The sequence below is a fragment of the Martelella mangrovi genome (assembly GCF_040545495.1).
Taxonomy (GTDB): domain Bacteria; phylum Pseudomonadota; class Alphaproteobacteria; order Rhizobiales; family Rhizobiaceae; genus Martelella; species Martelella mangrovi.
On sequence record NZ_JBEPLY010000006.1, the window covers coordinates 156,110 to 176,630 of the forward strand.

20 protein-coding genes are annotated in these 20,521 nt (G+C 61.1%); 9 read left to right on the forward strand and 11 right to left on the reverse strand.

The genetic code is table 11. The features are described 5' to 3' along the window. Nucleotides 1–172 precede the first annotated feature (172 nt). The 7 genes from purU to ABID12_RS10920 all read left to right on the forward strand — a co-directional run bounded on the left by purU (nucleotide 173) and on the right by ABID12_RS10920 (nucleotide 5,069). Nucleotides 173–1,057, forward strand: a complete 885-nt coding sequence (purU, locus tag ABID12_RS10890) for a formyltetrahydrofolate deformylase (protein WP_106302961.1) — start codon at nucleotides 173–175, stop codon at nucleotides 1,055–1,057. A 457-nt stretch (nucleotides 1,058–1,514) separates the two neighbouring features. After that, on the forward strand, nucleotides 1,515–1,727 hold the full coding sequence (locus tag ABID12_RS10895; RefSeq protein WP_354434218.1) for a hypothetical protein: 213 nt from the start codon (nucleotides 1,515–1,517) through the stop codon (nucleotides 1,725–1,727). 197 nt (nucleotides 1,728–1,924) lie between these two features. Continuing rightward, nucleotides 1,925–2,260 carry an ElaB/YgaM/YqjD family protein gene (locus tag ABID12_RS10900; protein WP_106302958.1) on the forward strand — a complete coding sequence of 112 codons (336 nt, stop codon included), beginning with the start codon at nucleotides 1,925–1,927 and terminating at the stop codon, nucleotides 2,258–2,260. Nucleotides 2,261–2,263: 3 nt separating this feature from the next. Beyond that, nucleotides 2,264–2,680: a hypothetical protein gene (locus ABID12_RS10905; RefSeq protein ID WP_354434219.1), complete on the forward strand. Its 417-nt coding sequence runs from the start codon at nucleotides 2,264–2,266 to the stop codon at nucleotides 2,678–2,680. Between the two features lie 113 nt (nucleotides 2,681–2,793). Continuing rightward, complete coding sequence (locus ABID12_RS10910) at nucleotides 2,794–3,810, forward strand: aldo/keto reductase (protein WP_354434220.1); 1,017 nt, start codon at nucleotides 2,794–2,796, stop codon at nucleotides 3,808–3,810. A gap of 36 nt (nucleotides 3,811–3,846) precedes the next feature. Further along, a complete protein-coding gene (locus tag ABID12_RS10915) occupies nucleotides 3,847–4,659 on the forward strand; it encodes an aldo/keto reductase (protein ID WP_354434221.1) in 813 nt (270 codons plus the stop codon). 137 nt (nucleotides 4,660–4,796) lie between these two features. Next, nucleotides 4,797–5,069: an usg protein gene (locus ABID12_RS10920; RefSeq protein WP_319517860.1), complete on the forward strand. Its 273-nt coding sequence runs from the start codon at nucleotides 4,797–4,799 to the stop codon at nucleotides 5,067–5,069. 4 nt (nucleotides 5,070–5,073) lie between these two features. Here ABID12_RS10920 and deoA read toward each other — a convergent pair whose 3' ends face one another. The 10 genes from deoA to ABID12_RS10970 form a co-directional block, all read right to left on the reverse strand. After that, complete coding sequence (deoA, locus tag ABID12_RS10925) at nucleotides 5,074–6,390, reverse strand: thymidine phosphorylase (protein WP_354434222.1); 1,317 nt, start codon at nucleotides 6,388–6,390, stop codon at nucleotides 5,074–5,076. Between the two features lie 8 nt (nucleotides 6,391–6,398). Then, on the reverse strand, nucleotides 6,399–7,172 hold the full coding sequence (gene deoC / locus ABID12_RS10930; protein WP_354434223.1) for a deoxyribose-phosphate aldolase: 774 nt from the start codon (nucleotides 7,170–7,172) through the stop codon (nucleotides 6,399–6,401). Nucleotides 7,173–7,175: 3 nt separating this feature from the next. Continuing rightward, entirely contained in the window at nucleotides 7,176–7,970 is a 795-nt protein-coding gene (locus ABID12_RS10935; protein ID WP_319517857.1) for a purine-nucleoside phosphorylase, read from the reverse strand. After that, nucleotides 7,967–8,365 (reverse strand): cytidine deaminase, encoded by a 399-nt coding sequence (gene cdd, locus ABID12_RS10940; protein ID WP_354434224.1) that lies wholly within the window; start codon nucleotides 8,363–8,365, stop codon nucleotides 7,967–7,969. Before cdd ends, ABID12_RS10935 begins: the two co-directional genes overlap by 4 nt. Nucleotides 8,366–8,369: 4 nt before the next feature. After that, the gene (locus tag ABID12_RS10945) at nucleotides 8,370–9,341 is read right to left on the reverse strand and encodes an ABC transporter permease (protein ID WP_354434225.1); all 972 of its coding nucleotides are present in this window, start codon (nucleotides 9,339–9,341) and stop codon (nucleotides 8,370–8,372) included. Between the two features lie 3 nt (nucleotides 9,342–9,344). After that, nucleotides 9,345–10,454 (reverse strand): ABC transporter permease, encoded by a 1,110-nt coding sequence (locus ABID12_RS10950; protein WP_106302928.1) that lies wholly within the window; start codon nucleotides 10,452–10,454, stop codon nucleotides 9,345–9,347. 7 nt (nucleotides 10,455–10,461) lie between these two features. Then, nucleotides 10,462–11,973, reverse strand: a complete 1,512-nt coding sequence (locus ABID12_RS10955; protein WP_354434226.1) for an ABC transporter ATP-binding protein — start codon at nucleotides 11,971–11,973, stop codon at nucleotides 10,462–10,464. 134 nt (nucleotides 11,974–12,107) lie between these two features. Further along, nucleotides 12,108–13,097, reverse strand: coding sequence for a BMP family lipoprotein (locus ABID12_RS10960; RefSeq protein WP_354434227.1), 990 nt, complete (start codon nucleotides 13,095–13,097; stop codon nucleotides 12,108–12,110). Nucleotides 13,098–13,386: 289 nt separating this feature from the next. Continuing rightward, the gene (locus ABID12_RS10965; protein WP_354434228.1) at nucleotides 13,387–14,190 is read right to left on the reverse strand and encodes an Ivy family c-type lysozyme inhibitor; all 804 of its coding nucleotides are present in this window, start codon (nucleotides 14,188–14,190) and stop codon (nucleotides 13,387–13,389) included. Nucleotides 14,191–14,394: 204 nt separating this feature from the next. Further along, nucleotides 14,395–15,225: an SDR family oxidoreductase gene (locus ABID12_RS10970; RefSeq protein ID WP_354434229.1), complete on the reverse strand. Its 831-nt coding sequence runs from the start codon at nucleotides 15,223–15,225 to the stop codon at nucleotides 14,395–14,397. A gap of 97 nt (nucleotides 15,226–15,322) precedes the next feature. Between ABID12_RS10970 and ABID12_RS10975 the strand changes: the two genes are divergently transcribed. Next, entirely contained in the window at nucleotides 15,323–16,252 is a 930-nt protein-coding gene (locus tag ABID12_RS10975) for a LysR family transcriptional regulator (protein ID WP_354434230.1), read from the forward strand. Between the two features lie 103 nt (nucleotides 16,253–16,355). On the opposite strand, the gene ABID12_RS10980 is transcribed toward ABID12_RS10975, so the two are convergent. Next, nucleotides 16,356–17,339, reverse strand: coding sequence for a zinc-dependent alcohol dehydrogenase family protein (locus tag ABID12_RS10980; protein WP_354434231.1), 984 nt, complete (start codon nucleotides 17,337–17,339; stop codon nucleotides 16,356–16,358). Between the two features lie 751 nt (nucleotides 17,340–18,090). On the opposite strand from ABID12_RS10980, the gene ABID12_RS10985 reads away from it, so the two are divergent. Then, nucleotides 18,091–20,376: a Tex family protein gene (locus ABID12_RS10985; RefSeq protein ID WP_354434232.1), complete on the forward strand. Its 2,286-nt coding sequence runs from the start codon at nucleotides 18,091–18,093 to the stop codon at nucleotides 20,374–20,376. The last annotated feature ends 145 nt before the right edge of the window (nucleotides 20,377–20,521 follow it).

The following is a 20,521-nucleotide window of genomic DNA, read 5'->3' on the forward strand; positions in this document are numbered from 1 at the left end:
ATGCCGGAGCGCTTATGGCGGCAATGCGCATCTTTAGGTCGTGGATGTTACAGCGCCGCGACGCGCCTCATAGTCAGATGCGCTTCGAGCAGTTGAAAGCGCGTCCGCTAGCCTCTATGACCGATCGGCTGCTCGAAAAGGGCAACCAGCGCTCAACGAACGGGAAAAGACCATGAAAGACTTCGTGCTTACGGTGACATGTCCTTCCACGCGCGGGATCGTTGCGGCGATTTCCAGCTATCTGGCGGAACAAGGCTGTAATATCATCGACAGTTCCCAGTTCGATGACCTGGAGACTGGCCGCTTCTTCATTCGGATCAGCTTCATTCCCGAGACGGGAGCAAAGCTGGATGCGCTGCGTGAAGGCTTCGACGCGATCGCCGCGCCCTTCGACATGGACTACAAGTTCCATGACGGCTCCTACCGGCTGAAGACGGTGATCATGGTTTCCCGTTTCGGTCATTGCCTGAACGACCTGCTCTACCGCTGGCGCATCGGCGCGCTTCCGATCGATATCGTTGGCGTGGTCTCGAACCATCTCGATTACCAGAAGCTTGTCGTCAATCACGACATCCCATTTTATCATATCCCGGTTACGAAAGAGACGAAGCCGGCCGCCGAGGCGCGTCTGGCCGAGCTGATCGACCAGACGGATGCCGAACTTGTGGTGCTGGCGCGCTACATGCAGGTGCTTTCCGATGCGCTGTGCCGCAAGATGATCGGGCAGGTCATCAATATTCACCACTCCTTCCTGCCGAGCTTCAAGGGCGCCAACCCCTACAAGCAGGCCTATCAGCGCGGCGTCAAACTGATCGGGGCAACGGCGCATTATGTCACGCCGGACCTCGATGAAGGGCCGATCATCGAGCAGGAGACGGTGCGCATCACCCATTCGCAAAGCCCGGATGACTATGTTGCCCTCGGGCGCGATGTGGAGGCGCTGGTGCTGGCCCGCGCCATCCATGCCCATATTCACCACCGCGTCTTCATCAATGGCAACCGCACGGTTGTCTTCCCGCCCTCTGCCGGGTCCTACGCCTCCGAACGCATGGGGTGATCCCCGATTTTTTCGTAGCTGGTTACATCCAGGGATTGTATTTTTGAGGGGCGGCCATATTTGTTGGCGGCCCCTCTTGTCTGTCGGAATTGTTTTTCTATCTAGTGTGTGGAGGACCCGCGCCCGCGGGGACGTGTGAACCGGCCGGAAAATTAAGTTTTCTTCATCGGGCATGTTTTGACATGTTTTTGAAGAATTTCGTCGGTATACACAAAATGCAACCTGGGTATTGATTCGGGATTTCGTGTAAAACGGGTCCATAGCCATGGTGCCCAACCCTTGGCAATGTGGGAGACGTTCAATGTCTTTTGAGACGCTGAAAACAAAAGTCCTGACGGAAGCCGGCCGCATGTATCGCATGCTGCGTTGCTGTCACATGGGCGATATGGTCACCGCGACCACACACTTGGGTTGAAACAAATTGGCCGGTCATGTTTTCTGACCGGAGTTGGTTATCATGAAAAAGCAGATGGTTGAATTCGGCGGCCAGCCGGTGGGGATCGTTGTTCCCGAAAACGGACGGCTCAGATTTGTTGCCGTCAAGTTTCACGTTCATGCGCTGGATGGCGGCCTCTACAGCTCGATGGAGGAACTGCGCCGCGCAATCCGCGATCATATCGCGCAGTGGTCCGGCGACGGTCCAGATGAGCAGATCGCGGCTGCGAGCTGATCCTTCCCGAACCGTCTGCATTATTCTTCGCTATTGTGTGCGATGGTTCCCCGGCGTAGGCTTGATATTGATAGCAGCCGTTTTGGCCGTTCGCAGGCCGAAACCGCAACCCGAAGCGCAGCGGATGGCGGCTGGAACAATAGCGGAACTGATGCGTTGATGGGATCAGTAACCGATTAAGCATTGGGAGATCCAACATGGCAGAAAGCAAAAGCACCGGCGGACAGGGTTCTGCAGGCAAAACGACCGAGGCCGATATTCAGGCCCAGATCGACCAGTTGCGCGATGATATCGCCGGGCTGACGAAATTGATCGGTTCGCTGGGTGGCGAGAAGGCTTCCGAAGCCCGGGAGAGAGCCGAGAAATTCCGCGATGATGCGACCAGGAGAGGCCAGGAAGCCTATGACCGGGCGCGCGAGGAAGCGTTGTCTCTCGAAGAGGATTTCGAGGACCATATCCGCAGCCGTCCGCTGCAGTCCGTTCTGGTGGCTGCGGGCGTCGGTTTTCTTGCGGCGCTTCTGACGCGGCGTTAAGGCATGGATCGTTTCGTCTCTCTGGTGGCGGCCATGATGGCGGTCGATGGCCGCGTCATGGCGCGGTCTGCCAGACGCAACTCCATCATTGTTGTCATTCTTCTGTTCCTGTTCATGTCGGCCTATGTGAGCGGGGTGATCGCGGTTGCGATCTGGCTGGCAGAGATTTTCGGTCCGCTTGGCGCGGCACTGACCATTGCAATCGCCTCCCTGACCCTGGCGGTCTTCGTGCTTGCCTATGCCTTGCTGATGAACCGCGCCGAGCGCCGGCGCTATCGTGCGGCAAAATACGCGACCGAGGATATGTTGCAGGGGCTTGTCGGCGTCGTTCCGACGATGATGCGGGAAAAACCGATTTCCGGTCTGGCCGCTGTTGCCGGCCTCGCCTTCGTTCTGGCGCGGGCCTACCAGAAAAAGTAAAGCCGGCTTCCGGCTGGCTGCGGCCTTGACGTCGCCCGCCGGAACGCGGCCGGCGTCAAGCCGGAACGAGACTGACGTGCCTTCTTTTCAGGTGCGGTTTCCGGGGAATTTTCATGACAATTTCATCCGCAGATTTACCCAAAAACCAGCTTGGTGTGACGGATCTCGCAATCACGCGCACCGGGTTCGGGGCCTGGGCAATTGGCGGCGGTGGCTGGGCGGCCGGCTGGGGCGCGCAGGATGACCGCGATTCCGTTGCCGCGATCCACAGGGCCGTTGATGCCGGCATCAACTGGATCGATACCGCTGCGGTTTATGGTCTCGGGCATTCCGAGGACGTGGTTGGCCGGGCAATTGCCGGTATGGCCCGGTCGGAACGCCCCTTCATCTTTACCAAATGCGGCATGGTCTGGAACGACGACAAGCCGATGGAAACGCCGCAAAGGATCGGCAATCCGGATAGCCTCAGGAAGCAGACCGAAGCGTCGCTTAAAAGGCTCGGTGTCGAAGCCATTGATCTGCTCCAGGTCCACTGGCCGTCGAACGATGTGCCGCTTGGCGAATACTGGGGGGCGATGTGCGACCTGAAGAAGGAAGGCAAGGTGCGCTCCATCGGCCTTTCCAATCACGGTCTTGAAGACCTCGAGGCAGCCGAGGCCATCGGCCATGTCGACACGTTGCAGCCACCATTTTCCGCAATCCGCCGTGATACGGCGGCCGAACTGTTGCCATGGGCGCGAAAGAATAAAACCGGCGTCATCTGCTACAGTCCGATGCAGGCCGGACTTTTGACCGGGCGGTTTTCGAAAGAACGCGCTGCCTCCCTTCCCGAAGACGACTGGCGCAGGCGGAACCCGAATTTCAACGGCGCGGCGCTTGAGGCCAATCTGGCCCTTGCCGAGGCGCTGAAACCGGTGGCGCAGCGTCATGGTGTCAGCCAGGCCGCTGTTGCCATTGCCTGGGTTCTGGCCTGGCCGGGGCTCACGGGCGCCATTGTCGGGGCGCGCAAGCCCGATCAGATCGACGGCTGGATTGCCGCATCAAAGCTGGAGCTCGACGACGATGACCTTGATGCCATCGCTTCGGCGATCGGCAAGACCGGCGCGGGAAGCGGGCCGGTCAGACCATAATACCAAGATTCAATAGTATATTTCGGAGACAGGACCATGAAGACCATCAACGGTATTCCCCAAATCGGTTTCGGCACCTGGCGCCGGCGTGGCGACGAGGCCTACCGGACGGTTCTTGCGGCCCTTGAGGCGGGCTATCGCCATATCGATACGGCGCAGGCCTATGACAATGAGGCGGAGGTGGGCCGCGCACTTGCCGATTCCGGCCTGAAACCGGGCGATGTTTTCGTAACCACCAAGGTCTGGATCGATAATTACGATGAGGGGACTTTCCGCAAAAGCGTGGAAGAAAGCCTCGACAAGCTCCGCCGCGACAAGGTCGACCTTCTTTTGCTGCACTGGCCGGGGCGCGCCGGAGGTCCGGCATTCGAGGATTATATCGGTCGGCTGGCAGAGGTCCATGATGCGGGCCTTGCAGCGCAGATCGGCGTTTCGAATTTTACCCGCGCGCTGATGGACAAGGCCGCCGGTCTTCTCGGTGACCGGAAGATCGCCGCCAATCAGGTGGAGTGCCACGTTTTCCACCAGAACCGGCTGGTTGCAGACTATTGCGATAAAAACGGCATCGCCTTCACCGCCTATTCGCCGCTTGCCCAGGGCAAGATTGCCGGAGATCTGGTGCTGAAGGCGATCGGCGAGGCTCACGGCGTGTCCGAAGGCGAGATTGCGCTGGCCTTCCTCATGGCTGAAGGCCATGTGGTGATCCCGACTTCAAGCAAGCCGGAGCGGGTCAAATCCAATCTCGCCGCTGCCGACATCGTGCTCAGCGATGACGAGATTGGCCGTATCAGGAGCCTCGACAGGGGCGAACGCCTGATCAACCCGGAATGGGCGCCGGACTGGGATTGAGGGTCGCCCAGCTTGGCAGCACTCGCTGTGATGTGCTGCCAAGTCATTGAAAAATATATCAAAAAGCAAATTTTCGGATTGAAGCGGTCGCAAAAATACGTCAGCCTCTGAAATTGTCAACGACAATGAGGTGGAACATGCGATTTGCGTCCGAATTCGAAATGCAGCTTGCCGGCTATGGGCTGACGACGGCCCATATCCTTTATCGTCTCCCTGATTTTGGCAATCTGCTCCAGACCTATCTCTGGCAGGACTACGACCTCGCGCCCGATTTTCCGCAAATGCACAAATTCCTGGATTTCTGGAAGCAGAATCTCGACGGCCCGCTGCATTCGGTGCGGTATGCCCACAAGCGGTTGATCGGCCCCAATGAATGGCGCCAGGTCTCCGGCGAAATCACCATACACTGACCGGTCAGGCCCCGCCGATCCGTTCGATGACAAGCGGGCGCTCCTGCGGAGCCTCGGCGGTGATCGTGAATGCGTTGCGCAGCGCATGGGTTGCGGCCGCGCAGTCATCCTCGTTTGCGGCATGGACGAAACCGAGCGGTTCGCCCGCCTCGATCGCGGTACCCAGCGGCTGCAGCCCGGAATAACCGACACGGTGGTCGATGCGCGCGCCCGGCTTTTTTCGCCCGCCGCCAAGCGTGACGACGCTCATGCCAATGGCGCGGGCGTCGGCCTTCGCCAGATAGCCGGAGACGGGCGCGGCGACCGGTCGGATGATCGGAGCCTGCGGCAGGCGGGTATCGGCGTTCTCGACAAAATCGGCGGCGCCTCCGAGTGCGGAAATCATCCGGGCGAAGGTTTCCAGTGCGCGTCCGCTTGCAAGGGCATCGGCAGCGGCCGCTTCTGCCGAGCGCCGGTCGCTTGCAAGCCCCGCGCCGAAAATCATCTCGGCGGCAAGTGCCAGCACAATCCTTTCAAGCCGTGTTCCCGTCTTCTCGCCTTTGAGAAAAGCAAGTGCGTTTTCCACTTCCACGGCATTGCCGACGGCATCAGCCAGCGGCTCGTTCATATCCGTCACCAGAGCCGCCGTCGGCAGGCCCGCCCCATTGGCAACCTTGACCAGAAGCCGTGCGAGCTCCATTGCACCGTCGGCGTCCTGCATGAACGCGCCGCCGCCGAACTTGACGTCTAGCACAAGTGTCTGAAGCCCGGCCGCGAGCTTTTTCGAGAGGATCGAAGAGACGATCAGCGGCATGGATTCCACCGTCGCCGTCACATCGCGGATCGCATAAAGCCGCTTGTCGGCGGGCGCGAGCGTTGCCGTCTGGCCGACAATGGCGCAGCCGGTTTGTGCGATTGTGCGGCGAAGGCGGGCTTCGTCGGGGCTGACATCATAGCCGGGGATCGATTCCAGCTTGTCGAGCGTGCCGCCGGTGGCGCCGAGCCCACGGCCGGAAATCATCGGCACGGCAAGCCCGCAAGCCGCTGCAATCGGTGCCAGCATCAGCGAGACATTGTCGCCGATGCCGCCGGTGGAGTGTTTGTCAGCTATGGGTCTGTCGATGCCCGGCCAGGCGAGAAGCGTGCCGCTGTCGCGCATGGCAAGGGTCAGCGCAACGGTTTCCGCCTCATCCATGCCGCGAAAATAGACGGCCATGGCAAAGGCGGCGGCCTGGGCTTCGGAGAGCGTTTCGTCGGAAAGCGCGCGGACGAAATCCGCTATTTCTGCGGCCGGGAGTGAAAACCCGTCGCGTTTCTTCCGGATCGTCTCCTGCGCCAGCATGAGCGGCCCTAATAGTCGCTGCCGGAAACGGTCGACTGCTTGCCCGCGAGCACGCCCTGAATATCGTCGAGAAGCCCGGAAGCGCCGAAGCGGAAGGTGGTCGGCATGACCCAGCCTTCGCCCATCACCGTTTCGGCAAGGCTCAGGTAAAGCTGCGCATCGCGCACCGAGGAAATCCCGCCTGCCGGTTTGAACCCGACGCGCCTGTCTGCCTCGCGGATAACGCCGAGCATGATATCGGCAGCCTCGAGCGTGGCGTTGACCCTGACCTTGCCGGTCGAGGTCTTGATGAAATCGGCCCCTTCGGCAATAGCGATTGTCGCAGCCTTGCGGATCAGCGCGGCATCGGCCAGTTCGCCGGTTTCCAGTATGACCTTGAGGGTCACCGGCTCGCGGCACAGGAAGCGGATGGCATGGACCATCTCGCTCACCGCCCAATCATTGCCGGCTTTCAGCTTGTTGTAGGGAATGACGAGGTCGATTTCGTCAGCGCCGTCGCGGATTGCCTGTTCCGTTTCTTCTTCCACGGCACTGATCGACATGTCGCCCGACGGGAAGTTGACCACGGTCGCGATCTTGATCATGTGGTCGGTGCCGAGCATCTGCCGGGCAAGGCTGACAAAGCGCGGCCAGATGCAGATCGCCGCCGGCGTGCCGTAGGGCGTATAGGCGCGCGCGATCAGCGCCTCGATGTCCTTGTCGGTGCAGTCATCGGAAAGGTTCGTCAGGTCGAGGAGCGAAAGCGAAACCGAAGCGGCCTGCTGCTCTGTGTGATGTTTCATGGCCTACCCCCCGCCAATCATGCGTTTGACAATGGCAGCCAGCTTGCGGCCGCCGATCGGCGCCATTTCCTTGGTTTCCTCATGGCCGAGTTCACCCTGGCTCATGCCGGCGCCGAAGTTGGTGATGACGGAAGCCGCGACGACTTTCAGACCCAGAAAGCGCGCCAGAATGACCTCGGGCACTGTGGACATGCCGACAGCGTCGGCACCCAGTATCCGGGCCATGCGGATTTCCGCCGGAGTTTCGAAACTCGGACCTGAAAACCACATATAGACGCCTTCGGCAAGGTCAATATCCAAATCTCGGGACGCCTCACGCATCGCATCGGCCAGACCGGCATCATAGGCCTGGCTCATTCCGGTGAAGCGGCGGTCGGATTTTTCCCCGATCAGCGGGTTCATGCCGGAATAATTGATATGGTCGGTGATCAGCATCACCGCGCCCGGCGGCATGTCCTGTCTCAGCGATCCGGCGGCATTGGTCAGCAGCAGTTCCTCGATGCCGAGAGCGGCAAGCGTTTCGAGTGGCACCCGCATCGCCGCCGCATCGCCCTGCTCATAGTAATGCACCCGGCCGGAAAGCATGATCACCGGCTTTTCGGCAAGCTTGCCGATGACGACGGAGCCCTCGTGGCCGCTGACGCCGCCGACCGGAAAGCCCGGCAGCTCGGAAAAGGCAAAATACTGTTTGTCGGAAAGGGCATCGGTCACGCCGCCGAGGCCAGAGCCGAGCACCAGCGCGGTGCGGGGCCGAAGGTCGCCGAGCGCCTCACGCAGAAGGAGAGCAGCGTCGCTCATCCGATTTCACCGGTGGCAAAGGCATGCGGGAGCAATTCCGCAATCGTCACCGTTTCACGCACGCCGCCGTCGTCGCAGAGATAGACCTTCGTGTCCGGATCGGAGAATTCGGCCAGTTTCTGCCGGCAGCCGCCGCAGGGCGGGCACAGCGCCAGCCGGGGCGCATAGACGGCTGCAGCCCTGATCTTCAGCGCGCCACCCATCACCATATGGCCGATGGCAACGCCCTCCGCGCAGATGCCTTCGGGAAAGGCGAGGTTTTCGACATTGGCGCCGGTAAAGACCTGGCCGTCTTTGGTCAGAAGGGCCGCGCCCACCGGAAACTTCGAATAGGGCGCATAGGCCTTCTCACTGGCCGTGCGGGCCCTGTCGAAAAGGTCATCGGCGGTTGCCATTTCTCTACCGCTCCTTGGTATAGGGAATGCCACCGGCTTTCGGCGGGCGGGCCGTGCCGATGAAACCGGCAAGCAGCACGCAGGTGAGAATATAGGGCAGCGCCTGGAAGAACTGAACCGGCACCTCACCGACGAGCGGTATTGCCTTGCCCTGCATGAAGTTCGAAAACGCATCGAGGAAACCGAACAGCAGGCAGGCGAACAGGACCGGGACCGGCCGCCACTTGGCGAAGATGAGGGCGGCCAGCGCGATAAAGCCCTTGCCGGCGGACATGTTGTTGATGAACGACGCCGACTGGGCGATCGACAGGTAGGTCCCGGCAAAACCGCAGAGAAAGCCGGCGATGATCGCGGTGCGATAGCGCAGCCAGGTGACCGAGATGCCGGCGGTATCGACCGCACCCGGATTTTCACCAACGGCGCGCAGCCTCAGGCCGAAACGGGTCTTGTAGACCACCCACCAGACAATCGGCACGGTGATGAAGGCGAGATAGACGAGGATGTTCTGGCCGGAAATCACACCGGCATAAAACTTGCCGAAAAAGCCCATCTGGCTTGCTGCTTCCGCACCGGGAAATTCAATGCCGGTGAAACGGGCGGTGTTTTCAAGCTGCGGCGTGCGTCCGCCCTGGCGGAACCAGGCATTGCCGAGCACGGCGGCCAGTCCGCCGGCGACAAAGTTGAGCGCCACCCCGGAGACGATCTGATTGCCGCGCGCGGTAATCGAGGCATAGCCGTGGATGATGCTGAAGACAATGGAGATGAGGATGCCGCCGAGAAGGCCGAGCCATGGCGAGCCGGTGTAATAGGCGACCACCGCTGCGGCAAAGGCCGAAGCCAGCATCTTGCCTTCAAGCCCGATATCCAGGACGCCGGAACGTTCGGAAAAAAGACCCGCCAGCGCGGTGAAAATCAGCGGAATGGAGAGGCGCACGGTCGAACCGAGCATGCCGACGATGATATCGATACTGTGCATGGTTCAGGCCTCCAACATCTGTCGCCGTGAAAACAGCCTGACAAGTGCAGGACGATAGAGAAACTCCAGCGCACCGGCAAACAGGATGACAAGACCCTGGATCATCACGATCATGTCGCGGGTAATCTCCGGCATCATGAAGGAGACCTGCGCACCGCCCTGATAAAGAATACCGAACAGGATGGCCGCCAAAACGATGCCGAGCGGGTGACTGCGTCCCATCAGGGAAACGGCGATGCCGACAAAGCCCGCGCCGCCGGCAAATTCGACCTGCAGGCGGTCGGCCGAGCCCATCACCACATTCAGCGCCATCATGCCGGCAAGCCCGCCCGAAAGCAGCATGGCGATGATGACCGTGCGCGCATAGGGAATGCCGGCATAGGTGGCTGCCGTGGCATTCATGCCAAGCGCGCGCACCGAATAACCGAACTTGGTGCGCCAGATCAGGAACCAGACGGCGACACACATGACGAGCGCGATGATGAACGAGACGTTGAGCGGTGCGGGGCCCAGTCTGGAACCGAAAATCGCCATCAGCCAGTTGAGGCTCGGCAATTGTCCGCCGGGCAGGAAACCGCGGGTTTCGGGCGACATCGCGCCTGCGGGCTTGAGCACGTGGACAAGCAGATAGACCATTAGCGCGGCGGCGATAAAGTTGAACATGATGGTGGTGATGACGATATGGCTGCCGCGTTTGGCCTGTAGCCAGGCGGGGATGAACGCCCATGCAGCACCGAAAATCGCCGCACCGAGAACGGCAATCGGCATCGTCACATACCACGGCACATACTGGTCGAGCGCCAGTGCCACCAGCGCACAGCCAAGACCGCCGATATAGGCCTGTCCTTCCGAGCCGATATTGAACAGGCCGGCGTGATAGGCCATCGCCACCGACAATCCGGTGAAGATGAAGTTGGTGGCATAGAAGAGCGTGAAGCCGATGCCCATGCCATTGCCGAGCGCGCCGTTGATCAGCACGGTGAGCGCATCGAGCGGATTCTGGCCGATCATCCAGATCACCAGCCCGGAAATGGCAAGGGCCGTGACGAGATTGAGGAGCGGCATCAGGATGAATGTGACCCAGCCGGGCAGGGGCGCGTTGGCGGTGCTCATATCAACCTCAAGACGCTATGCCGGCCATCATCAGGCCGAGTTGCTGTTCGCCGGCATCAGGCGTTGCCTCGCCGACATTCTCGCCGGCGAACATCACCAGGATACGGTCGGCAAGGGCGCGGATCTCGTCGAGTTCGACGGAGACCAGCAGCACGGCCTTGCCGCTGTCGCGCATATCGATGATGCGCCGATGGATGAATTCGATCGCGCCGATATCGACACCGCGTGTCGGCTGGCCGACGAGCAGGATATCCGGGTCGCGCTCGATTTCGCGCGCCACAACGATCTTCTGCTGATTGCCGCCGGAGAAATTTGCGGTCTTCAACATCGGGTTCGGCGGACGAATATCGTATTTCTCGATCTTGTCGCGCGCATCATCCAGGATTGCCTGACGGTTGAGGACGCCGCCCCGGCCGTATTTTTCCAGCTGGTGATAGCCGAGAATGCTGTTTTCCCGTTCCTCGAACGGCAGGATGAGACCCATATGGTGCCGGTCTTCGGGAATATGGGCGATGCCGATCTTGCGATAGGTGGCGGGATTGGCGTTGACGATCTTCTTGCCGTGCACGTAGATCTCGCCCGAATGCGGTTTGCGAATGCCGGAAAGCGCTTCCAGCAGCTCCGACTGTCCGTTTCCGGCCACACCGGCAATGCCGACAATCTCGCCGGCGCGGACATCGAAAGAGACGTTCTTGACCATCGGCACGCCACGATTGTCATGAACGGTCAGGTTGCGCACCGAAAGGGCAACCTCGCCGGGGTTCGGCTCGCCCTTGTCCACACGCAGCAGAACCCGGCGGCCAACCATCAGTTCGGCCAGTTCTTCCACGGTGGTTTCGGCGGTCTTGCGGGTCGCCACCATCTCGCCGCCGCGCATCACCGAAACCTCATCGGTAATCGCCATGATCTCGCGCAGCTTGTGGGTAATCAGAATGACCGTATGCCCCTGATCGCGCAGCATGCCGAGAATGCGAAACAGGTGATCGGCCTCCGCCGGGGTCAAAACGCCGGTCGGCTCGTCCAGGATCAGGATTTCCGCGCCACGGAACATCGCCTTGAGGATTTCGACACGTTGCTGCAGGCCCACCGGCAATTGCTCGATAATGGCGTCGGGATCGACCTCCAGCCCGTACTCGCTTTCAAGCCGTTTCAGTTCCTTGCGGGCCTTGCTCACGCCCTGCCTGAGGAGCGCGCCGCCCTCTGCCCCGAGCATGACATTTTCGAGAACGGTAAAGTCCTCCACCAGCATGAAATGCTGATGCACCATGCCGATGCCGGCAGCAATGGCGTCGTCGCTGTCAGTGATTTCGAGCTGTTTGCCATTGACGCGAATTTCGCCGCGATCGGCCTGATAGAAGCCGTACAGGATCGACATCAGGGTCGATTTCCCGGCCCCGTTTTCGCCGATAATACCGTGAATGGAGCCCTTCTCGACCTTCAGATTGATATTCTTGTTGGCGTGGACGGGCCCGAAACTCTTGTCGATGCCGACGAGTTCGATTGCGGGCGGTGTGCTCAAGAGCCTAAAACCTCCGAAACGGGGATTACGCGCAATTGCTATTGCGCTCAAACGGCACTGCCGGGGGCAGGAGATCGGTATGCCGCAGGACGGGCGGACACGGCAAAACGTGTCCGCCCGAACCGGTTACGGGATCAATAGGGGCAGGTGTTGTCGACGGCGTAGTCGTGCACCTCGATCTCACCGGAGACGATGCCTTCCTTCGCCTTTTCGACGGCGGCCAGCATATCCTCGGTGATCAGCGCCTTGTTGTATTCGTCATAGGCCCAGCTGACGCCATTGTCGGCAACGCCGAGCGAGTTGATGCCGGCTTCGAAATCGCCGTCCTGGCTTGCCTTGAAGGCGTCATAGACGGCGTTGTCGACGCGCTTGACCATGGAGGTCAGCACCGAGCCGGGATGCACATAGTTCTGGTTGCTGTCGACGCCGATCGAGAACTTTTCGGCGTCGGCAGCAGCCTGCAGCACACCGAGACCGGACGCGCCGGCTGCCGCGTAGATGACGTCGGCGCCCTGGTCCATCTGGTTCTTGGTCAGCTCGCCGGCCTTGACCGGGTCGTTCCAGGCAGCACCGGTGGTGCCGACGAAATTGCGCAGGATGGTGACATCGCCATTGGCAGCCTTCGCGCCCTGGGCATAGCCACAGCCGAATTTGTGGATCAGCGGAATATCCATGCCGCCGACAAAACCGACGGCGCCGGTTTCCGATTTCATCGCAGCCAGCAGGCCGACGAGGTAGGAGCCCTGTTCTTCCTTGAAGACGACCGACTGGACATTCGGCGCTTCGATCACGTCATCGACGATGTAGAATTCGGTGTCGGGAAACTGCGGTGCGATCTTTTCGACAGCCGATTTCCACGCGAATGACAGGGCAACCACCGGGCTGAAGCCCATGGAGGCGAAGTTCAGAATCGCCTGTTCGCCCTGCGCATCACCGGTCGGCTCGAAGTCGCGATAATCAACGCCGGTATCGGCCTTGAACTTTTCCGCGCCGTTATAGGCCGACTCGTTGAAGGATTTGTCGAACTTTCCGCCCGTGCCGTAGACAAGTGCGGGCTTGAAATCGGCCAGCGCGGTTGTCGACATCGCGGCAACGGCAATGAGGCTCAAAATAGTTTTTTTCATAACGCAGCTCTGTTCCCTGTGAGTGTGCTCATGGACCCTGTTCAGCGGCAGGCTCGACGCCCCCTCCTGATATAAGACCGGCTGCAGAAAGCCGGTTTGACGCATATCGTTGCACGGCTTCGACAAAATTTCATCACAAAATTTACCCGATGGGCAAAAATGGCGTGCATTGTCCAAAGGCCTGCCTGTTCAGCGCTATTTCCGGCCAAGGCCTGATGCAGCAGCGCTTGCTCAGCGCTTCATGTAAAGGTCATCCTTGGCCGAGGTCTGCCGCACTCGTCGGCGCGACCTAAAATTGCCCCTTCAGTATCGTGCGAAACTTGTTGGGAAGTGCACTGTCAGGCTCGCCGAATATCTCTCCTTCTCCCTCTTCCCAGTGCGCAGCGATAACACGGCCATCCTTCGTCGAGACTGCCACGCCGGCCGTTTCCATGTTGCAGGCATGGGGTCTGCAGCCGGTGGCCGCATACCAATCTCCATCCGGGGTCATGCCCTCGCTGGCAACGGCGGACGAAAACCGCACCGTCTTCAGGTCTTCCCACGACATGATCTCCAGCAGGAACGGCTCCATCTCGGCAGATGTCAGAACCTCATAAGCGGGCTTGTCGGCCCAGGCCGCGGCATCTGTCGGATCGGACACGCCGGCTTCCTTGAGCCCAAGCTGCACCTCCCGCACGGCAGCGCCATCAAAGACATAGCCCATTTCGTCACCGCCGCCGGCGGCAAGAACAAGCATGGGGCCTTCATCGGTCATCTCGATTGGCCCGCCGCCGGCGCAGGTGCCGAAAGGTTCCGTTGCCCTGAGACCCTCTTCATCAAGCGTGACCCAGGAGAAGAACCCGGCGCAGGCGTTTCCACCCGTTGCCATGAACAGCAGCGCCGAATCCCCGTAGGTTTCGACAACATCCGGCAGATAAGCGGAATCGAGCCGAACGCGCGTTTCACCGTCAGAAATAATTGCCTCGAAGTTTGACCTGTCGAGATCGATCTCGATAGCGCCGGCAGGCAACTCAACCGTGCGGCTGTCGTCAGCAAAAGCGTTTCCCGTCAAAAGAACCGTGAGCAATGAAGCAAATGCGACCGTCGTTTTCATGCGTCTCCCCAGCATCGAATTTCAGTTCAACAACTGGTGGCAAAATTTCGCGGACGAAGCAATCGCTGCGGTTATCCGACATTGGAGTACGCCCGACCTGTTTGAAGCGTTCAAACCAGCACGGCACGATCTTGTGCGAAACAGCATAAACGCAGGCGGCTTGCACCTGCGTGAATGTGCCTTCGAGAACGGCAACGGCCAGTCCTAGCCATCCCGGTCCGCGGACAGCGCAATATCGCGTTGCGAGCGCACGGTCTCAAGCCGCCCGGCCAGCGCTTTGGAGATGGACTCGTAAGCGATGCTGCCCAGTGTGAGGCGCAGCGCCGGGGCCTTGTCGTCGGCAGCGGAAATCATGGCCGCCACCGTGTGCACGGCGTCGCCCTTGATCTCGAAGTCTCCGCTGTCGACCGCGCGCCGCACCGCCCCGGCCGGGGTGTCCTCGTATACTGCCATCGGTTCCGGGCGCACCAGATTGGCGGCGAAGCTGGTTCCGGTCGGGCCGGGCTCGGCGATGATGAAGTCGATCCCGAAAGGGGCGACCTCCTGGGCCACGGATTCGATGAAGCCTTCGATGCCCCATTTGGTGGCGTGATACAGGCTGAAATTGGGATAGGCGATCTGCCCGCCTTCCGAGGAAATCTGAATGATACGTCCGCCGCCTTGACTCCGCAGATGCGGCAGTGCCGCTCGGATGACCTGGATCGATCCCGTCAGATTGGTGGCGATCTGATGCTCGATCTGTTCGTCGGTGAGTTCTTCCCCGGCGCCGAACAGCCCGTAGGCGGCATTGCTGACGACGACATCGATCCGTCCGGCCTCTGCAAAGGCTTCTTCCATCGCGCGGCGCGTCCCAACGACATCGGTTACATCCATCGTGAGGACGGTGAGGTTTTCGCCATGCTGTCGTGCGAGATCGTCAAGCGCGTCCAGGCGTCGCGCCGTGGCTACTACGCGATCGCCGCGCGCCAGCAATTGTGCCGCCATCTCCCGGCCGAGCCCCGAGGATGCGCCGGTAATCAACCATATCTTGCTCATATCAGTCTCCTTTCATGAGAACGGCCATGATGTAGTCCGGGATTATTGGTGCTATAAGAGCGCCATTTCTGTATGAACAGGTGAAGGAAATTCACGAATGGAAAAGCCATCCCTGGCCGATCTGGAGGCCTTTGCACTGGTTGCCGCCGAGCGGAGTTTCCGCCGCGCCGCCGATCTGATGGGGGTTTCGCGTTCCGCGCTCAGTCACCGCATGAAGAAGCTGGAACAGCAAATGGGGGTGCGGCTTTTGAACCGAACCACCCGCAGCGTTTCGCCGACAGGCGCCGGATTGCGGCTGCTGCAACGGATCGAACCGGTGCTGCAAAACCTCAACGCCGCGATCGACACGCTCGCCGATGAGCGCGGCACGCCCAGCGGAACGTTGTGCATCAACGCGGACAAGGGAGCCGCCCGGATGATTCTGGACAGGATCATCCCGACCTATCTGGAAAGATATCCTGATGTTGCGCTCGATCTGGTCTGCGACGGGCGGCTTGTCGATATTGTCGAACAGGGGTTCGATGCGGGCGTCCGGCTCGCCGAAGCGGTTCCGCAGGACATGATCGCGGTGCGCCTGAGCGATCGTTTCCGGTTTCTCGCCGTTGCCGCGCCAGACTATGTGAACCGGTTCGGCATGCCTGCTGTCCCCGATGATCTGCAAAACCATCGCTCGATCCGCCAGCGTCTGCCGAGCGGAAAGCGTTATCGATGGGAATTCGAGAAGCGCGGGCATGAAATCGCGCTCGATCCCCCGGGGTCTCTGACGCTGAACGACAATGACCTGATCATCGAAGCGGCAATCCGTGGTCTGGGCATCGCTTATGTGCCCGAAACCACGGTGAACGATCACCTCGCAGCAGGCCGACTGATCGCCCTTCTCGAAGACTGGTGCCCGCCAGACTCCGGCCTGATGCTTTATTATCCCGGCCATCGCCATGTGCCCGCAGCGCTGCGGGCGCTGATCGACCTGGTGAAAGCGTCCGATGTCGGAGGAACGGGGCCTAGGCCGACAGATGAGGTTGCCTAGACCGAGGCACTGGCGCTTTCGCGTGTTCCGGACGCAGACGTCACGGGGCCGATGATGCAGTGGCCGAAGGGGCAGCTTTTAGCCGTCGAGAGCCGGGCCGTCGTCACGGAACCAGCACCGCGGCGCCGGTCAACTGCCCGGAGCGAAGATCGTCCAGCGCGCGATTGGCCTGTTCCAGGGGATAGGTCGTGGTTTCGGTCTCTATGCCGGCCTTAACGGCCAGCGGCAGAAATTCGTCGCCATCGGCACGGGTTAAATTCGCTACCGAACGGATGATCCGTTCATGCCAGAGATCGGCATAGGGAAAGGCGGGAATGTCACTCATATGGATGCCCCCGGAAACGACGCTGCCGCCCTTGCGCACCGCCTTCAGCGCCTTTGGGATGAGCGCGCCGACCGGCGCGAAGATCAGCGCGGCGTCCAGCGGTTCGGGCGGGGTGTCGTCGGACGAGCCTGCCCAGACAGCGCCCAGGCGGCGGGCGAAAGCCTGCGCCGTCTCGTCGCCGGGCCGCGTGAAGGCATAGACCTTCTTGCCCTGCCAAACACAAAGCTGGCACAGGATATGCGCCGCCGCCCCGAAGCCATACAGCCCGATAAGGTCGGCGGGGCCGGCGAGTTTCAGCGTGCGGTATCCGATCAGTCCCGCACACAGCAGCGGCGCCAGCCGCACGGGGTCCGCATCGTCGGGCAGAGGAAAGAGATAGGCGGCGTCGGCAATGCAGTATTCGGCATAGCCGCCATCGCGGGTATAGCCCGTGAATTCCGGCGCGTCGCAAAGGTTCTCGCGATGTGCGCGGCAATGCGGACAGGTCCCGCAGGTTCGGCCAAGCCAGGGCACCCCGACCCGCTGGCCCAGTGCCGGAGCTTCGATCCCCGCGCCAAGCGCGTCCACGCGCCCGACGATTTCGTGCCCGGGCACCAGCGGCAGGGCCGGTTCGGACAGCTCGCCATCGAGGATATGCAGATCGGTGCGGCAAACGCCGCAGGCTTCGACCTTCAGCCGTACCTCGCCCGGCCCCGGGGCCGGAATTGGCAGATCGCGCGGGATCAGTGGGGCGTTCGGCTTCTCCAGGACCATCGCTCGCATGATATCTTGTGCCTCCGTTCTTTGGTCCGCGCGGACAAGGTCGTTCGCGGAAACAGGACTGGCGTCCCTGTCTTGTCCGGATGCGCGCCCAATCGCATCGCGCATTTTGTCAGGTTCGCGGCACGATACAATGACTCTCGTCAATGCCGGTTTCTTTGCTGTGCGGCGATAATCCGGCTGCTGAAAGTGCAGGGGATGGCGGAAGGCGCGTGATCTTGTGAGGGGGTAGGATCCGGCTTATGACTGATCGAAACCTGCGAGCCCGGACCTGATGGGGCCGTCACCGAACTGAGAGCGGCCCGTTCGATGGAGCCCTGTTTCAGATCGCCGAAGTGCGCACCCGCGTGCGCAGAGACAGCCTCGTCCGGATGGTCGACACTCGCGATCTCGTTCCCGGCGATGTGGTGCTTCTGGAAGGTGGCCGGTTGCCAACAATGTGACGCGGAAACCTGTCATTTGGGGCGCTCTTGCGCTCTGCCTGCTGCTGGTTGGCGCGGCACTCTGGCTTCCGGAGCTTTTGTCAGTCCTGAGGCTTGCAGCACCCGACATGGGGGATTGGCGCTGGCGGCCGCCGCAAGCCTTCTGCCGCTTCTGTTCGGCCAGGTCCGGCTGGCGATTGTCCGGGCTTGTTAGTGCCGCAACAGCGTATCCCATGGGGATGGTCATTGTTCCGACACGAATTGCGGTTGTCATCTCGTGCGGGTTCGTTACCTTCCGCGCCCAGAGAAAACAGACCGGACAGACCTGCTCCATGAGTGACAACAAGATCGCCCGTATCGTTGCCGATGAAATCAAGGCGCGGCCCGACCAGGTGAATGCAGCGCTGGAGCTGCTCGACGGCGGCGCGACCGTGCCGTTTGTGGCGCGCTACCGCAAGGAGGCGACCGGCGGGCTCGACGATACGCAGTTGCGGCTTTTGTCGGAGCGGGTGACCTATCTGCGCGAACTGGAAGCGCGGCGGACGACGATCACGGAATCGATCCAGAGTCAGGGCAAGATGACGGATGAGCTGGCGGGCAGGATCGCCGGTGTTGCCACCAAATCCGAGCTTGAAGATCTTTACCTGCCCTATAAGCCCAAGCGCCGCACAAGGGCGATGATTGCGCGCGAGAACGGCCTGCAGCCGCTGGCCGACGCCATTTTTGAAGATCGCACCGCCGATCCGGAAGTGCTTGCGGCCGCCTATGTGAACGAGACGGTTGCCGATACCCGTGCGGCTCTTGACGGCGCCCGCGATATCCTTGCCGAGCAGTTTGCTGAAAACGCCGATCTCGTCGGCCGGCTGCGCCAGTATCTGCGCGACAATGCCGTGCTCTACGCCAAGGTGGTGGACGGCAAGGCGGAAGCCGGCGCGAAATTTTCCGACTATTTCGAGCATTCCGAAAAATTCGCTACCGCACCCGGTCACCGTGTGCTTGCCATGCTGCGCGGCTGGAACGAGGAGGTGCTGACGGTGGCGATCGAAGCCGACCGCGACAACCCTTCGCCCGTCAAACCCGCCCAGCAGATGATCGCCCGTTTCTTCGATATCGGTCAAAAGGGCAAGGCGGACGAATTTCTGATGCAGGTGGCCGGCTGGTGCTGGCGGGTGAAGCTTTCCACCTCGCTGTCGCTCGACCTGATGCGGGAAATGCGCGAACGGGCGGAAGACGAGGCGATCCATGTGTTTGCCCGCAACCTGAAAGACCTGTTGCTGGCAGCCCCTGCCGGCTCCCGCGTCACGCTGGGGCTCGATCCGGGCATCCGCACGGGCGTGAAGGTGGCGGCTGTCGATGGCACCGGCAAGCTGCTCGATACAGCCACGATCTATCCCTTCCAGCCGCGCAATGATGTTCAGGGCGCGACGGCTGCGCTGAAGGCGCTGATTGTCCGCCACAAGGTTTCGCTGATTGCCATCGGCAACGGCACGGCAAGCCGGGAAACCGAAAAACTGGTCGCCGATCTGCTGAAGGAGATCCCGGAGCCGAAACCGGTCAAGGTGATCGTCTCGGAAGCCGGCGCTTCGGTCTATTCGGCGTCCGAAACGGCAGCGAAGGAATTCCCCGGCCTTGACGTTTCACTCCGCGGTGCGGTTTCGATTGCCCGGCGCCTGCAGGACCCGCTTGCCGAACTGGTGAAAATCGAGCCGAAATCGATCGGCGTCGGGCAGTACCAGCATGATGTCGACCAGATCAAATTGTCGCGTTCGCTCGATGCCGTGGTCGAAGATGCGGTGAACGGCGTTGGCGTCGATCTCAATACGGCCTCCGCTCCGCTTCTGGCGCGCGTTTCCGGCCTTGGTCCTTCGATTGCCGAAGCCATTGTGCTGCACAGGGATGAAAATGGCGCGTTCCAGAGCCGCAGGCAGCTTCTGAAGGTCGCCCGCCTCGGGCCGCGCGCCTTCGAGCAATGCGCCGGCTTCTTGCGCATCCGCGACGGCAAGGAGCCGCTGGATGCCTCCGCCGTGCACCCGGAAGCCTATGATGTCGCCAAGAAGATTGTCGCAGCCTGCGGGCGGGACCTGCGTTCGCTGATGGGCGATAGCGCCGCGCTGAAATCGGTTGATCCGCGCGCCTTTGTTGACGAGCGCTTCGGCTTGCCGACGGTGCGCGACATTCTGGCGGAGCTTGAAAAGCCCGGCCGCGACCCGCGTCCGGAATTCAAGACTGCGAGCTTTGCCGACGGCATTGAAGAAATCTCCGACCTGAAGCCCGGCATGGTGCTGGAAGGCACGGTCACCAACGTCGCCGCCTTCGGCGCTTTCGTCGATATCGGCGTGCATCAGGACGGGCTCGTCCACGTCTCCCAGCTTGCCGACCGGTTCGTCAAGGATCCGCATGAGGTGGTGAAGGCCGGCGATGTGGTGAAGGTGCGCGTGGTCGATGTCGATGTCCGCCGCAAGCGTATCGGCCTTTCGATGAAGAAGGACGACGGCGCACCGGCCGCCAGGGGCCCGCGCAACAATGAACGCAAGCCGCAACGCGGTAACGGGAAAGACAGCGGGAAAAGCCAGGGCGCCTTTGGGGCGGCGCTGGCCGATGCCATGCGCAAGAAGTAGCGCCTGCTACTCACCTTGGTCTGGAAAACGAAGCCTGAAGGCGCTCACGCAGAGCGTCTCAATGCTGATTTCGAGGCGAAGTGCACATCCTTCGCGCCTCGAATCAATGCGGTTTTGTGTCCTGCACGATGGGATTTCGCGGCGT